Genomic DNA, 13,008 nt, shown 5'->3' with positions numbered 1-13,008 from the left:
TCTGTCTCCTCATGCTGTGTACGAGTCCCGTTCGGCACCGATGAGCACGTAGCACATCAGGGCGGGCTTGTCGCTGCGGTTGTGCCATGCGTGGCGGGTCCCCTGCTGGACGACGCAGGCGCCGGGAGTCAGCCGGACCTCTTCGCCATTGTCCAGTTCCAGATACATCTCGCCTTCCAGGCAGATGCCGTAGTCCACCGAATCGGTGGTGTGCATGCCCGGGTGGTCCGGCTCGAACACATCGAGCAGCCCGGGGAGCTTCTCAGCCACCTCGGCGGCCCGGGCAGCCTCGTCACCGACCGGCTCGGGCGCCGAGGAGTCGGGGGCGAAACGGTGGAACAGGATCCGGGTTCCGCCGGTGCCGGGGAAATAGGGCAGGTGCTTCGGCTGCCGCGGCCCGGTGCCGACGGCCGGGGTGCCGTCCTCCGTCCCCCAGAGAAGGTAGATCTCCGAGCCGGGCATGGCAGCGACCTCGATCGGGTCGGCGGGCTTGTCGGTGACGAACACCGAGGTGCCGTCGGCCTCCCGGCCGGTGACCACGAGGTGGGGGCGAACGGGCATGCTGGCGACTCCTTCGTGCCTGCGGGGTGACCCGAATCCGCGTCCCGTCTTCGCGGTCACTCGCCTGGACTGTCTCGCCAGCCTAGCACGGTGTTACATTATTTGAAATACACTTCGAATATAGGAGTGACGCCATGAAGGCGGCCAGATTCACCGCCCCCGGTACACCCCTCGAGATCACCTCGATCCCCCGGCCCCGGCCCGGCCCCGGCCAGGCGCTCGTACGCGTGCGGGCCGTCGGCCTGTGCGGTTCGGACGTCCACATCACCGCAGGACACACACCGACCGCGTTCACGCCCATCACCCTCGGCCACGAGATCGCGGGCGTCGTCGAGGCGGTCGACGACAGCGCCGGCCACCGCGTCGCCGCGGGCGACCACGTCTTCGTCAACCCGATGGTCGGCTGTCTGGTCTGCCGCTTCTGCCGGGCGGGGGAGGTCAACTTCTGCCCGCGGCGCAGGATCCTCGGCATTCAACTCGACGGGGCCCTGGCGGAGTACGTGGTCGCGCCCGTGATCAACCTGACCGTCATGCCCAAGTACGTGGGGTTCCCCGAAACGGCGCTCATCGAATCCGCCGGCACGGCCAACCATGCCGTTCGGGCCCTGCGGGCCGCTCCGGGCGATGTGGTCGCGGTCATCGGCGCCGGCGGCCTCGGCATGCAGGCAGTGCACCTCGCGGTCGCCCGCGGCGCGCAGGTCGTCGCGGTCGACACCGATCCGGTCGCACGTCAGCGCTGCCTGGACGCCGGTGCGCTGGCCGCGATCGACCCCGCCTCGCCCGACACGGTCGAACAGGTCCTCGACGCGGCGCAACGGCCGGACGGACTCGACGGCGTCGTCGACTGCGTCGGGATCGGGATCACCTTCACCACGGCGCTGCGGATGTTGCGGGTCAACGGCCACTGCGCCGTCGTCGGCATCGGCGGCGAACCGCTCACGCTCACCTCTCCCGCGCACTTCATGCGCCGGGCGCTGCGCGTGTCCGGCATCTACGGATACACCGCGGCCGACATCTCCGAAGTGGCGGCCAAGCTGGCCGACGGCTCGCTCGACCTCCGCGCCTCGATCAGCGCCGTCGTGCCGCTGGACGAGGTCAACGAAGGCATCCGGATGTTCGCGGATCGGCGCAACTCCCCCGTGCGAGTCGTCGTGGAGCCCTGACCCGCCGGCCCGATGGGCCCTCCGGGTCAGTCCATCCGGCCGAACAGAGAGCCGGCCTCCCGCGCCGCGGCCACCAGCAACTCGGCCAGCACGTCGAGCGACTGGTGCGCACGGGCCGTCGGCGACCAGACGCCGACCGCACCGAGCACCGCACCGTCCGGTGAGAAGAACGGCGCGGCCACACCCACGATTCCGGCGTTGTAGTCCTCGTCGTCCAGGGCCCAGCCACGCTCACGAGTCACGACGAAATCGCGCTCGAGCGCTTCCCGGATCTCGGTGTGCTGGGCCGGGGCGATGCCGGACAGCGACTTCTGCAGTATGCGTTCACGCCGGTCCTCGTCGAGATGGGCGAGGACCGCCTTCCCCGACGAACGGACGTGCTCCAGCCCGGTGAGCCCGACATACAGACCAGTGGCCCGAACGGGCTGAGGGCCTTCGGCGTAGGCGGTGAGGACCACCGAATCGCCGGTGAGGGTCGAGAGCCAGGCCGTCTCGGTAGTCTCGGCGGCCAGTTCGGCGACGAAGTCCTGCATCCGCCGCTGCCCTGAGAAGCCCCTGCGGTAGCCGTCATAGAGGACCGCGGCCTTCCGGCCGACCCTCAGCGTGAGATCCGGGTTGCGCTCCACGTACCCGTGCGCGACGAGCGTGTTGTACAGGTGGTAGCAGGTTGTGAGGTTGACGCCCAGGCGCCCGGCGACGTCGCGGACGGTCAGTTCGCTGCTGGACACGGCTACCAGTTCGAGGAAGGCCAGCGCCCGCTCGACGGTCTGCAGCGTGGTCGCTGCGGTTTTCTTCTCGGAACCCGATGCCATCACTCGCTCACCTTAGTCCCGGGACGGGGAGAGGTTCCCGACACCCTCTCCATATGAGAGTATGAAATCAGCTTCATTATCTGAAATCCTCGAAGGAGTGAAGATGAGCACTGTCAGTGAGCCGATCCCGTCGGGCTCCGATGAGCGGGCTTCACGCCCGCCGACCGGAGCCCAAGCGGTCGCCCAGGTGATCGCCGGGCAGGAACGCCCCATCGTGCTCGGGATACCGGGCGGTTACACCATGCGCATCTACGACGCGCTGTTTCCGCTGCGGGACCGCGTCGACACGCACCTCGTCCGCCAGGAGTCCATCGCCACCGTGATGGCCGAGGCGCACGGCAGGCTGACCGGTCGGCCCGCCTTCGTCATCGCTCAGGGTGCCTGGGTCCTCGGCAACGCCGGGATCGGCATCATGGAGGCGCATCTGGGGGCGTCCCCCGTGGTGCTGCTCATCGACGCGACAGACGGCGGCGCCTACTCCCATCTCGGCCCCTACCAGGCCGGCTTCGGCGGCTACGGTGCCTACGACCTGCCGGCCGCGATGTCCGCCATCACCAAGCGCACCTTCGTCGCCGGGGATCCGACCCAGGCGCTGCAGATGACGCAGCTCGCCATCAAGCACGCGACGAGCGGTGAACCCGGACCGGTCGCCGTGATCTTCCACGGACGTTCGCTGTTCGAGCGCCTGGACCCGGCGGTGCAGCCACCCACGTATCCCGACCGCTCCTACGCAAGCCCCGCCGCACCGATTGCCCCGGACTCCCAGATCGACTCCGCGGTCGACCTGCTTCGCGCCTCGTCGCGACCGGTGATCGTGTCCGGCAACGGCGTCCGGCTCGCCAAGGCGGAGGAGCAGCTGCTCGCGTTCGCGCGCGCCATCGGCGCGCCGGTCGCCACGACGCCCGCCGGCAAGGGCACCTTCCCGGAGATCGACGCACTCGCGGTCGGAGTCATCGGCTCGTTCGGACACGACACGGCCAACACCGTCGTCGGGGACGCGGACCTGGTGATCGCCGTCGGAACGAAGCTGGGTGCGACGGACACGGCGAACGCCCATCCCGCACTCATCAACGCCCGTCGGCAGAAGATCATGCATCTCGACGTCGAGCCCCTCAACCTCTCCTGGACCTACCCGGCGGACGTGATGGTGCTCGGTGACGCCGCGGACACACTGATTCGCCTGCGGCACAGCGCGGGACGGACCACCGACGGCGCACGCCGGGTCGCGGCCGCTCGCGCAAAGCACGGCTACTTCGACCGGCCCTTCTCTTCGGAACCGGGCAGGCTCAGCGCGCGCGACGTCGTACGCGTACTGTCCGAGGAACTCGCCGACGAGGCCGTCGTGACCTGTGACGCCGGCGAGAACCGGCTGTTCGTGCTGCGCGACTTCCAGGCCAAGCCCGGCGGTACCGTCCTTCAGCCGAACGGCGGCGGCGGCATGGCCTACGCGATTCCCGCCGCGATCGCGGCAGCGGTCGACTTCCCGGGCCGGCCCACCGTGGCCGTGTGCGGCGACGGGGGATTCTCGATGTCCCTGCATTCGCTGGTGTCCGCCGTGGAGCTCGGGGTGAGCCTCACGGTGGTGGTGTTGGACAACAACGTCCTGGGCTGGGTCTACAACGGTCAGCGGGGCCGGGTGATCGCGTCCGAGCTCGGGAGTCTCGACTACACGGCGGTGGCGTCTGCCATCGGTGCCTTCGCACGGTCGGTGGATACCCTCGACGCGGCGCGGAAGGAGATCCGGGAGGCTCGGGGAAGGTCCGGTGTCTCGGTCGTGGTGGCGAAGACGACGAAGGACGACCGCTATCAGGACATCATGTCCGCGCTGAACCCGCACGACGTGTACGCCGTGCCGGAGGATTGATCGGCGCCGCTCTCGGCCTCGGCCGTGCGGGCGCCGGTCACGCGGTTGCGGCCGGCGCCCCGAGGTATGGCGAGAGCTCGGTGTTCACCGGTGGGCGCGGAAGAACTCGGTGAGGTCGTGTGCGAGGAGTTCGGGTTCTTCGTGGGCAGCGAAGTGTCCGCCACGGGGCATGCGCGTGTACCTGGTGATGTGGTGTGTGCGCTCGGCCCAGCTGCGGGGCGGCTGGGTGAGGTCGGCCGGGAACAGGGCCAGAGCGGTGGGTACATCGACTCGCTCGACCCTCTTTGTCAGCCCCTGGGCGTATTCGTAGTAGGGCCGGAAGGAGGTCGAGATGGTGAGGGTGAACCAGTAGAGGGATGCCTGCGTCAGGAGGAAGTCGTCGCTGAAGCGGGACGAAAGAGTGCCCTCTCCGTCGCTCCACGCCCGGTACTTCTCGACGATCCAGGCAAGCAGGCCGGTCGGCGAGTCGGCCAGACCATAGCTCAGCGTCAGCGGGCGGGTGCTCTGTTGGTGCAGGTAGCCGCCCTCGTCCGCGGACCACGCCGCGACGGAGTCGAGGTACTCCTGCTCCTCGGGGGTGACACCGGCAGGGTCGTAGGCGACCGGGCCGGCGATCGCCATCAGGTGGATGCCCACCACGGCCTCGGGGTGGGCCTCGCCGAGTCGGGAGGTGATGCCGGCGCCCAGGTCTCCCCCGTGCGCGGCGTAGTGCTCGAAGCCGAGCTCGTCCTGCATGAGCCGGTGCCAGATCTCATGGGTCTGCGTCGGCTCGGTGAGCGAGGGCCGCTGAGGTGAGAAGGCGAATCCGGGCAGGGAGGGGACGATGACGGTGAACGCGTCGGCGGCGTCGCCCCCGTACCGCGACGGCGTCGCCAGCCGGCGGGCGAGGGTGGTCAGTTCGAGGAAGGAACTGGGCCACCCGTTGGTCAGGACGATCGGCAGGGAGCCGGGGTGTTCGCCGTCGAAGCGCAGGTAGTGGACCGGGGTGCCGTCGATGTCCGCGAAGTGTGACGGCAGGGCGTTGATGGCGGCTTCGTGGGCACGCCAGTCGTAGCCGGAAGCCCAGTACGTGACGAGGCGTCGCAGCTCTCCGGGGTCGGTGCCGGCGTTCCGTCCGCTGGCGGGCCAGGTGGTTGGCCAGCGTGTGTGGAGCAGTCGTGAGCGCAGCTCGTTCAGCTCGGAGTCGGAGACGGCGATCACGGGCGAGCGGCGGGACATAGGAATCTCCGGGGTTTCGTTCTCACATGACGGCGGTGTGTGCCTGGGTGTCGGGGTCGCTCGGCCCGCGTCCGTCCGGCAACCGGCGGGTGCTGCCTGCTATTCCAGCCGACAGGGCCAGGAGAATGGCGATGGCCGGGAGGGCGTGCCGGACGGTGGTCCGGTCGCCGGCTGCCCCGTGGCACCGGCGACGTGCCGAGGCCGAACGCGGCAAAGAGGCGTGGCACAACGGGACGGCCGAGCTGCCGTTCGACGGAAGAGCGGCGTGCACGGTCCGCCACATCCCTGAAGCCCGTCGCCGCGCTGATCAGCAGGGCCACAGCGGTGACGGTCCGGCGGGGGCCGACGCGTGTGAGGACAGGTCCCGACAGGGACAACGCGATCACGCCGCCGCCGACGGCGACCACGGCGACGGCGACCACGGCGACGGCGACGGCGAGGAGCAGGAGCAGGAGTCGCGTCGATGCCGGGTCGAGACGCAGCCGTGTGTAAATCTGGGAGAGCCGACCGAACCGCTCCCGCCCGGCCGGCCAACCACTTCAGCCGCCCTAGGGGCGCATCCTCCTGATGAGGTGCAGTTCGAGTCCGGACAGCGGAGCCCCGACCTCGTGCATCGCGCCGCCGACCGCGAGCGACCCCAGATCGACCGTGGCGAATCCCGCACCGTCGAGCATCTTCATGACCAGGTGCTTCGCCTCCGCGTCGTCGCCGGACGCGAACAGGACCGTACGCGGCCGGTCGGCGCCGAAGTCCTCGATCCACTCCATCGGGATGTTGCTGATCGACTTCACCAGTCGTGCGCCGGGAGCCCATCCGGCCACCAACTCACTCGACGTCGAGCCGGTCTCGGCCAGCACTGCCCGCGACTTGGTCACTCCGGCCAGGCTGACGTCACCCTCGTGCTCGGCGTGCGCGTTCATCGCGTCGACCAGGATCCGGCCGGTCCAGTCGACTCCCTGCAGTGCTTCTTCGGCGTGTACCCAGCGGACCGAGACGACCACGACGTCGCTCTCCACGACCTGGGCCTTGGTCTCCGCGGTCGCACCCGGTCCGAGCTCCTTGACCAGCCCTGCGAGTGTCTCGGGTCCCCTCGAGTTGCAGACGGCGATCGTGTGACCCGCATTGAGCAGGTGCCGGCCCATGACCTGGGTCACCCGGCCGGCTCCGATGAATCCGATACGCATTTCTCAGTACTCCTTCGTCAGCGTTGGTCGCGATGTCGGCACACGCTTGAGCCTGTGATCACGGATGGACAGGGATCCCGTCGCCCTCGATGTGCGAGCGCGGGTCCGTTTCACGCGAACCGGCGCAGGTCGGGGTAGCCGGTGATTTCCCAGCCGCCGTCGACGACGAGGCTCGTGCCGGTGATGTAGGTGGCTTCGGGGCCGGCGAGGAAGAGGCACGCCGCGGCGACCTCTTCGGGTCGGCCCGGGCGTCCCTGTGGGATGCGTTCGAGCCAGGTGTCCATCAAGGGCTTGTTGACCAGTCGTCGTTGGGTCAGTGGGGTGTCGATGAGCCCAGGGAGAACGGCATTGACCCGGATGCCGTCTCGGGCCAGTTCGAGTGCCGCGTTCTTGGTGAACATCTCGACACCGGCCTTCGCGGAGGAGTACGCGGCACCGGTGTGCATCGGCACGTGGGCGTTGAGCGAGGACATGTTCACGATCGCACCGCCACGGCCGGTGGCCCGCATCGCACGTGCTTCGTGTTTGGTGCTCAGATACACACCCTTGAGGACCCGGTCGACGGTGAAGTCCCACAGGTCTTCCTCGAGGTCGACGATCGGTGCGCCACGGGACACGCCGGCGACGTTGAACGCCATGTCCAGTGTGCCGAAGGTGTCGAGTGCCGCCTCGACACCCGCGACGATGTCCGACTCCCGGGTCACGTCCGCCACGTGCCCCCTGAAAGCGTCGCCGTAGTCGGCGAATTGGGCCAGCCCCTCCTGGTGGAGGTCCGCGCCGACCACGCGCGCACCCGCCCGCAACAGGGCATCGGTGACCGCGGCCCCGATGCCGGAAGCGGCTCCCGTGACGAAGGCGACACTGTCCTCGAACCGTCCGTGCATTTCTCACTCCTCGTCAGTCACGGCGCGGCCCCGGCCGCGGGCCCGAACTGCGCTCACAGCGCGCCGGTGCCGGGCACCGCCACCTGCGTGGCCAGCAGCACCGACTTTCGTGACGCGCTCGGGTCGAAGGTGCGGTGCGGTGGCGCGCAGCACAGGTACAGGGTGCGGAGGTCGGGCCCGCCGAGCGCCACGGCGTAGACGCTCAGGTCCCCGGTGTCGACGAAGTCCACGACCTCACCTCCCTGGCGGACGCGCGAGGCTCCATGGCCCTTGGCGTCGGCCACCCAGAGCATTCCCTCCGCGTCGAGGGCCATCCCGTCGGGGAGCATCTCGAGTTCCCGGGTGGCCCGAGCCTCGTCGAAATAGTCCGGTGCCGCCCCGAACTGCGCCCACGTCCGGCGACCGCTCAGCCCACCGTCCGCGTCGACCTCGAACGCCGAGATCCGGCCCACGAAGGTCTCGGCGATCAGCAGGTGCCGCCCGTCGGGAGTCAGCACAGCGCCGTTGGGGAAACCCAGTTGCGAAGCCGCGATGCTCGCCGTGCCGTCGGGGTCGACCCGGACCAGGGACGCGAACGCCAGGTCGCTCCCCGCCGGCGAGCCGAAGTTCCCGATATAGGCACGCCCCGCTGCATCGACCACCATGTCGTTGGCGGGTCCGGCGGCCAGTTCCGCGAACGACGCCACCTCGGTCAGCCGGCGACCGTCCAGGCGCAGCAAGCGACGGTCGAGCATGGACACGACCAACAACCGGCCGTCCGGGGTGAAGCCCAGGCCCGACGGCTGCCCCTCCACCTCGCAGACCACATGACGGCCCTCGCCGTCGAAACGCAACACTTCATGTGTATAGAAGTCGGACACGAACAGAGCACCCTGATGCCAGCGCGGACCCTCCAAGAAGGAACAGTCGTCCGCGATCAGTTCCAGAGAGCGCGAGTCGTTGGGCAGGTTCATCGACGGTCCTCACCTTGGATCAGCAGTGTCAGCACGCCACGCCGGCGCGGCGATATCGGTTCACAGGCATCCACGGGGCAGCGGCCCCCGTCCAGCGTGGTGAGCACCCGTACACCTTTGGGAATCGTGCCGTGCGCCCGTGCGGCGCACGGCACGGGATTCACGGGTTACTCCCCGTTCGTGCGCAGCTCCCAGGGCTGCATGCCAAGGCCCGGGGCGAGCTTCGCCTGCAGCTCGACACCGGACGGCAGCGGGCGCCAGAATATGGTGATCTCGGAAATCTTGCCGTCCTCGTCGAGCAGAATGTAGTCCATTCCGTCGACCCCGGTGTCTCCGATATCCAGCCGGAACGCTATGGCGTGGTGGGTTTCGCCGCTGAATACCTCCGAGTAGATGAGCTTGGCCGACGTCCCGTGGACGGTCTGGATGGCGAACACGACGGCATCGAAGCCGGTGAGCGGCTCGTTGTCGAGCGGGCTGTACAGCACTACGTTGTCGGCGAGCACGCCGGCGAGGGCGTCCTTGTCTGCACTGCCGTGCACGATGTCGACGAAGGACTCGACCGTGCTGCGGTGCGGGGCGAACGTGGTCATGGGTACTCCTCCTTGTGTGGGATCTCTTGACGGTCCTGGAAATGGAGAGATCAGGGTCCGATGACCAGGCTCGCGTGCAGCGTGTCGTGGTATTCCTTGACCGTGACGATCTTTCCGTCGCGCACGACGTACAGGATGTGCATCTGGTTCTCGTACCGGCTTCCGTCCTTCGTCGGGCCACTGACCTCCACTTCCACCGCGACCCGTTCACCTTCCGCGGTGATCCCGACGATTCTGACTTCCAGCGGTTCGGTGAGAAGCGGCCCAACCTTTTCTCCGAGCAGCTTCTGGAGGCCGTCCCGGTCATGGGTGCCGCCGACCGACCATTCCTTTCCGGCGAGCCAGAAGGTCGCGTCCGGATCGACGCGGTCAAAAGCCTCCGCCAGGTTGCTGTCGTTCAAATCCCCTAGAAACCCCAGCACTACTTGGGTCGGGAGCTCAGCCATTGATTCGGTCCTTCTGTCCGAGATGTAAACGCGTCCTCCGGCGCCCTGTCGCACTGGTCGCCACGGTCCGACGCGAAGCCGTTCGTCCTCCGCGTGCGCCGTACACCGACCGTGCCGGCGGAACCGGCACGTGTCAGCCACTCCGACATCGGCAGCGGGAGTCCGTGTCAGACTGCTGAGCTGCCGCCGTCGGCGACGAGTTCGAGGGCGTTGACGTAGGCGGAGTCGTTGGACGCGAGGAAGAGTGCGACGGACGCGATCTCCTCGGGGCGGCCCATCCTGCCCCGGGGAATGAGGGATTCGAACTGCTTCTTCGTCTCGGGGGTGAGGACCTTCTCCAGGATCGGCGTGGCGACCTGGCCCGGGGTGAGCACGTTGACCCGGATGTCGCGGTCCTTCAGCTCCGAGGCCCACACGCGGGCGTAGGCCTGCTGCACCGCCTTGCTCGCCGCGTAGACACTCCACTCGGGGTAGCCCTTGAGCGACGCGTTCGACCCCGTCATGAAGATCGAACCCCCGTCGTTGAACAGGGGCAGCGCCTTCTGCACCGTGAACAGAGTGCCGCGCGCGTTCAGCCAGAACGCGTCGTGGAAGTGCTGCTCGGTGATCTCACTGAGCTTGCGCTGCTCACCGATCCCGGCACTGGCCCACAGCACGTCGATCGAGCCCTTCTCCCGCTTGACCGTCTCGTACAACCGGTCCAGATCGGCCAGGTCACCCGAATCGGCCCGCACCCCCGTCACGTTCCGGCCGATCAGCTTGACCGCCTCGTCCAGCGCGTCCTGCTTCCGGCCCGTGATGAAGACATACGCACCCTCCTCCACGAACAACTTCGCACCCGCCAGCGCCATACCACTGGAACCGCCAGTGATCACCGCAACCTTGCCATCAAGCTTTCCCACGATTACTCCATTGCTGGATGTTCGGCATATGCCTGTGCCGCGGAACTGACCGTCGGACTGCAACGGCCCGATGAAACGACCACTATGTGAACTGATCCATCTACTTAACGAGCCTACGCCACGCTCGGCCAGGAGTTCAAGCTATGTAAACAGATCAGTCTTGTTTATTGGTCCGACACCTTTCGGGCGAGTCTCCGAGCTGCGCTCGGCACGTGAGTGAGCCAGAGAAAGGGCCGCGAGGCCTGCGCCGGGGCAGAGGCGCACGAGAGCGCATTCTCGGCGCGTCATACCAACTGTTCCGCGATCAAGGCATCAGGACGAGCTGATCGCCGAATACCTGTGCCGATTCGACCCGGACGCGACGCTCGGGGTGCTCCACCGCACCGATCTCACACCTCGCGAACGACTCCTCGCCGTCTTCGACATCCATGCTCCTCTGTGCCCGTTCATCGGGGCGGCCGTCGAGATCGCGGACCCTGAGCACCCGGCACGCGTACGCGTCCGCGAATACAAGCAGTCCGTCGCCGGCCGGCTGGCCGAAACCGCCCGGGAAGCCGGCGCCACCGACCCCGAACAACTCGGTGAACAACTGGCGCTGCTGCTCGATGGTGCGTCGGCCCGGACCCGGCCCCTGAACTCCGAGACACTTCCCACCGCCGCGGCCCTCGCCACCACCCTGATCGAACTCGCCCTCCCGAAGACATCGGCGCGGACCCGGCCGGGCAAGGGACGACGCAGCGCTTCAGCCACAGCCGCCACAACGGCCCCATGACCGACCGGACCGTCACCGGGCCGCCCCGGATGCCGGCCTGCCGTCAGTCGTGCGTGGCCAGCCACGACGAGATGGCCTCGCCGACCTGCTCGATGACGTCTTCGCCCGTGCCGGACACGGGCATGCCGTAGTGGTCGGAGTCGATCTCCACGACGGATACGTCCTCGGTCCCCGCACGGTCGACGATGTCCTGAAGCTGGTCGGGGAATATCACGATGTCCCTGGTGTAGTTGATGACGAGCATCGGCACGTGCACGTGCGGGATGTTCGCCGGGACACTGGCGCGCGAGGCGAGTCCCGACCAGGTGGACAGCCATGCCTCCGGCGTCACCACCGACGCGGGACCACCCAGCCGGTAGTTGTACGCGTGTGGATCGCGGCCGCCGAACAGAGATCCGACGTCCCGGGGCGAAGGGTGGATCGACATGTCGGTGAAGGCGGGGTTCGCGTCCATGCGGGCCACGGTCAGGTAGCGCGAAACCTCGGACCTGCGAATCGTGGCGAGCCGGGTTCGCAGCGGCAGATCGGCGAAGCCGGGCGCGCTCATGGCCTCGCGCGCCTCGCGGCGCCGCCGAATGTCCTCCCGCGCCATTGCGTCCAGGCGCTCGCAGCGAGCCCGCTGTGCTTCCCGGTACCGCGTCAGGAAATCGGCGGTGTACCGGCTCGTCTCGGGCGGCTCCCGGTAGCCGTTGTCCGGGTTGTACATGTCCAGACTGGGGTCCCAGGACAGCGGGTCGCTCTCGTCGACCATCGACGGATCGAGGCTGTTCAACGCGTAGAGGCCCTCGCCCAGGTGCGCGGCCAGCAGGATGAGGGCGTCGGCCTGCGGCAGGTCCAGCGCGTTCAGGTCGTACGGGTCGCCTGCCGGGGTGTCGGTCAGCCGCCCGGGTGGCTCGATGCCGGCCTGGGCCTGATAGAAGCTGAAGAGGCTTCCGCCGCCGCTGTTGCCGACCAGCACGACCTTCTCGAACCCCAGGGACCGCAGGTAACGGATCTCGGCCGCGACGTCGGCCAGCAGGGATTCGTGAATGCAGTCCGAGTCATTGGCAAACGACCGCACCTGGCCGCCGAACACGGCCACGCCTGCGTCCAGCAGGACCGGCGTGAGGTAGTGAGAACTGAAGTCACCCCGCGGGTGCGCGAAGACGAGGACGGTCTTCTCGTCGCCCCTGCGGTAGAGAATGCCCCGCGAGTGGGCACCGTCCTCGGCCTGGAGCCGCACCATCGTCTGTGTGACGCCCTCGGGGAGTGCCAGCTTCGCCGACCCCCACCAGGTCGTCGGGTTACCGCTGGGAGGGCCCTCGATGTCGTCACGGGCAAACCCGTGAAGGAAGGCGCTGCTGCCGGACCACTGCGGCACGTTGTCGGCCATCTGAGTCTCCGTCGTCGTTGGTGGAGGGGTCTGGGTGTACCTGGCCGGTGAGTCGTGTGGTGCGCGGCTTGCCGGGCCGGGGGGTGTGGCGCATTGCCGGAGCCCCGGCTTGATCGCCCAGGAGGGTCGGGGCTCCGACCGCGAGAGATGCGGTGGACGGCACACTGCCTGACGGTACGAACGAGTCTGACTTGAAGTCAAGCCTCTCTTGCTCGCAAAATCCGGAGAACGAGAACTGCCGGGCCGCCCCCGAGGCGGAGAAACCTAACCCCGAGTCTGACCTG

Annotated in this window: 13 protein-coding genes; 2 read left to right on the top strand and 11 right to left on the bottom strand. The window is 68.2% G+C overall.

Going from position 1 to position 13,008, the window contains the following annotated elements; translation table 11 throughout:
• Window positions 1-9: 9 nt before the first annotated feature.
• Window positions 10-561, bottom strand: coding sequence for a cupin domain-containing protein (locus C4J65_RS34880; RefSeq protein WP_115746053.1), 552 nt, complete (start codon window positions 559-561; stop codon window positions 10-12).
• A gap of 134 nt (window positions 562-695) precedes the next feature.
• Between C4J65_RS34880 and C4J65_RS34875 the strand changes: the two genes are divergently transcribed.
• Window positions 696-1,724 (top strand): alcohol dehydrogenase catalytic domain-containing protein, encoded by a 1,029-nt coding sequence (locus tag C4J65_RS34875; protein ID WP_115746052.1) that lies wholly within the window; start codon window positions 696-698, stop codon window positions 1,722-1,724.
• Window positions 1,725-1,750: 26 nt separating this feature from the next.
• Here C4J65_RS34875 and C4J65_RS34870 read toward each other — a convergent pair whose 3' ends face one another.
• The gene (locus C4J65_RS34870; RefSeq protein ID WP_115746051.1) at window positions 1,751-2,536 is read right to left on the bottom strand and encodes an IclR family transcriptional regulator; all 786 of its coding nucleotides are present in this window, start codon (window positions 2,534-2,536) and stop codon (window positions 1,751-1,753) included.
• Window positions 2,537-2,597: 61 nt separating this feature from the next.
• Between C4J65_RS34870 and C4J65_RS34865 the strand changes: the two genes are divergently transcribed.
• Entirely contained in the window at window positions 2,598-4,400 is a 1,803-nt protein-coding gene (locus C4J65_RS34865; RefSeq protein WP_115746050.1) for a thiamine pyrophosphate-binding protein, read from the top strand.
• 84 nt (window positions 4,401-4,484) lie between these two features.
• Here C4J65_RS34865 and C4J65_RS34860 read toward each other — a convergent pair whose 3' ends face one another.
• The 9 genes from C4J65_RS34860 to C4J65_RS34820 all read right to left on the bottom strand — a co-directional run bounded on the left by C4J65_RS34860 (window position 4,485) and on the right by C4J65_RS34820 (window position 12,724).
• A complete protein-coding gene (locus C4J65_RS34860; RefSeq protein WP_205351115.1) occupies window positions 4,485-5,618 on the bottom strand; it encodes an epoxide hydrolase family protein in 1,134 nt (377 codons plus the stop codon).
• A gap of 548 nt (window positions 5,619-6,166) precedes the next feature.
• Window positions 6,167-6,802, bottom strand: a complete 636-nt coding sequence (locus C4J65_RS34855) for an NAD(P)-binding domain-containing protein (protein WP_115746049.1) — start codon at window positions 6,800-6,802, stop codon at window positions 6,167-6,169.
• Between the two features lie 110 nt (window positions 6,803-6,912).
• Window positions 6,913-7,686, bottom strand: coding sequence for an SDR family NAD(P)-dependent oxidoreductase (locus C4J65_RS34850; protein ID WP_115746048.1), 774 nt, complete (start codon window positions 7,684-7,686; stop codon window positions 6,913-6,915).
• A gap of 53 nt (window positions 7,687-7,739) precedes the next feature.
• Window positions 7,740-8,639 carry an SMP-30/gluconolactonase/LRE family protein gene (locus C4J65_RS34845; protein ID WP_115746047.1) on the bottom strand — a complete coding sequence of 300 codons (900 nt, stop codon included), beginning with the start codon at window positions 8,637-8,639 and terminating at the stop codon, window positions 7,740-7,742.
• A 167-nt stretch (window positions 8,640-8,806) separates the two neighbouring features.
• Window positions 8,807-9,232: a hypothetical protein gene (locus tag C4J65_RS34840; RefSeq protein WP_115746046.1), complete on the bottom strand. Its 426-nt coding sequence runs from the start codon at window positions 9,230-9,232 to the stop codon at window positions 8,807-8,809.
• 50 nt (window positions 9,233-9,282) lie between these two features.
• The gene (locus C4J65_RS34835) at window positions 9,283-9,678 is read right to left on the bottom strand and encodes a nuclear transport factor 2 family protein (protein ID WP_115746045.1); all 396 of its coding nucleotides are present in this window, start codon (window positions 9,676-9,678) and stop codon (window positions 9,283-9,285) included.
• A gap of 167 nt (window positions 9,679-9,845) precedes the next feature.
• Entirely contained in the window at window positions 9,846-10,580 is a 735-nt protein-coding gene (locus C4J65_RS34830; RefSeq protein WP_115746044.1) for an SDR family oxidoreductase, read from the bottom strand.
• Between the two features lie 304 nt (window positions 10,581-10,884).
• Window positions 10,885-11,169, bottom strand: a complete 285-nt coding sequence (locus C4J65_RS37265) for a hypothetical protein (RefSeq protein WP_162833496.1) — start codon at window positions 11,167-11,169, stop codon at window positions 10,885-10,887.
• Between the two features lie 226 nt (window positions 11,170-11,395).
• Window positions 11,396-12,724 (bottom strand): alpha/beta hydrolase, encoded by a 1,329-nt coding sequence (locus C4J65_RS34820; RefSeq protein ID WP_115746043.1) that lies wholly within the window; start codon window positions 12,722-12,724, stop codon window positions 11,396-11,398.
• Window positions 12,725-13,008 lie beyond the last annotated feature (284 nt).

Source organism: Streptomyces sp. CB09001, from assembly GCF_003369795.1.
In the GTDB taxonomy this organism is placed as follows: Bacteria; Actinomycetota; Actinomycetes; order Streptomycetales; family Streptomycetaceae; genus Streptomyces.
The sequence above is the reverse complement of the archived record's forward strand: the minus strand, read 5'-3'. Positions and strand labels throughout refer to the sequence as shown.

Bases quoted from the DNA above. Each gene is read 5' to 3' on its own strand.
- C4J65_RS34840 (WP_115746046.1), bottom strand. From the start codon at position 9,232: ATGACCACGTTCGCCCCGCACCGCAGCACGGTCGAGTCCTTCGTCGAC.
- C4J65_RS34875 (WP_115746052.1), top strand. From the start codon at position 696: ATGAAGGCGGCCAGATTCACCGCCCCCGGTACACCCCTCGAGATCACC.
- C4J65_RS34850 (WP_115746048.1), bottom strand. From the start codon at position 7,686: ATGCACGGACGGTTCGAGGACAGTGTCGCCTTCGTCACGGGAGCCGCT.
- C4J65_RS34865 (WP_115746050.1), top strand. From the start codon at position 2,598: ATGAAATCAGCTTCATTATCTGAAATCCTCGAAGGAGTGAAGATGAGC.
- C4J65_RS34870 (WP_115746051.1), bottom strand. From the start codon at position 2,536: ATGGCATCGGGTTCCGAGAAGAAAACCGCAGCGACCACGCTGCAGACC.
- C4J65_RS34860 (WP_205351115.1), bottom strand. From the start codon at position 5,618: ATGTCCCGCCGCTCGCCCGTGATCGCCGTCTCCGACTCCGAGCTGAAC.
- C4J65_RS34855 (WP_115746049.1), bottom strand. From the start codon at position 6,802: ATGCGTATCGGATTCATCGGAGCCGGCCGGGTGACCCAGGTCATGGGC.
- C4J65_RS34880 (WP_115746053.1), bottom strand. From the start codon at position 561: ATGCCCGTTCGCCCCCACCTCGTGGTCACCGGCCGGGAGGCCGACGGC.
- C4J65_RS34835 (WP_115746045.1), bottom strand. From the start codon at position 9,678: ATGGCTGAGCTCCCGACCCAAGTAGTGCTGGGGTTTCTAGGGGATTTG.
- C4J65_RS34820 (WP_115746043.1), bottom strand. From the start codon at position 12,724: ATGGCCGACAACGTGCCGCAGTGGTCCGGCAGCAGCGCCTTCCTTCAC.
- C4J65_RS34845 (WP_115746047.1), bottom strand. From the start codon at position 8,639: ATGAACCTGCCCAACGACTCGCGCTCTCTGGAACTGATCGCGGACGAC.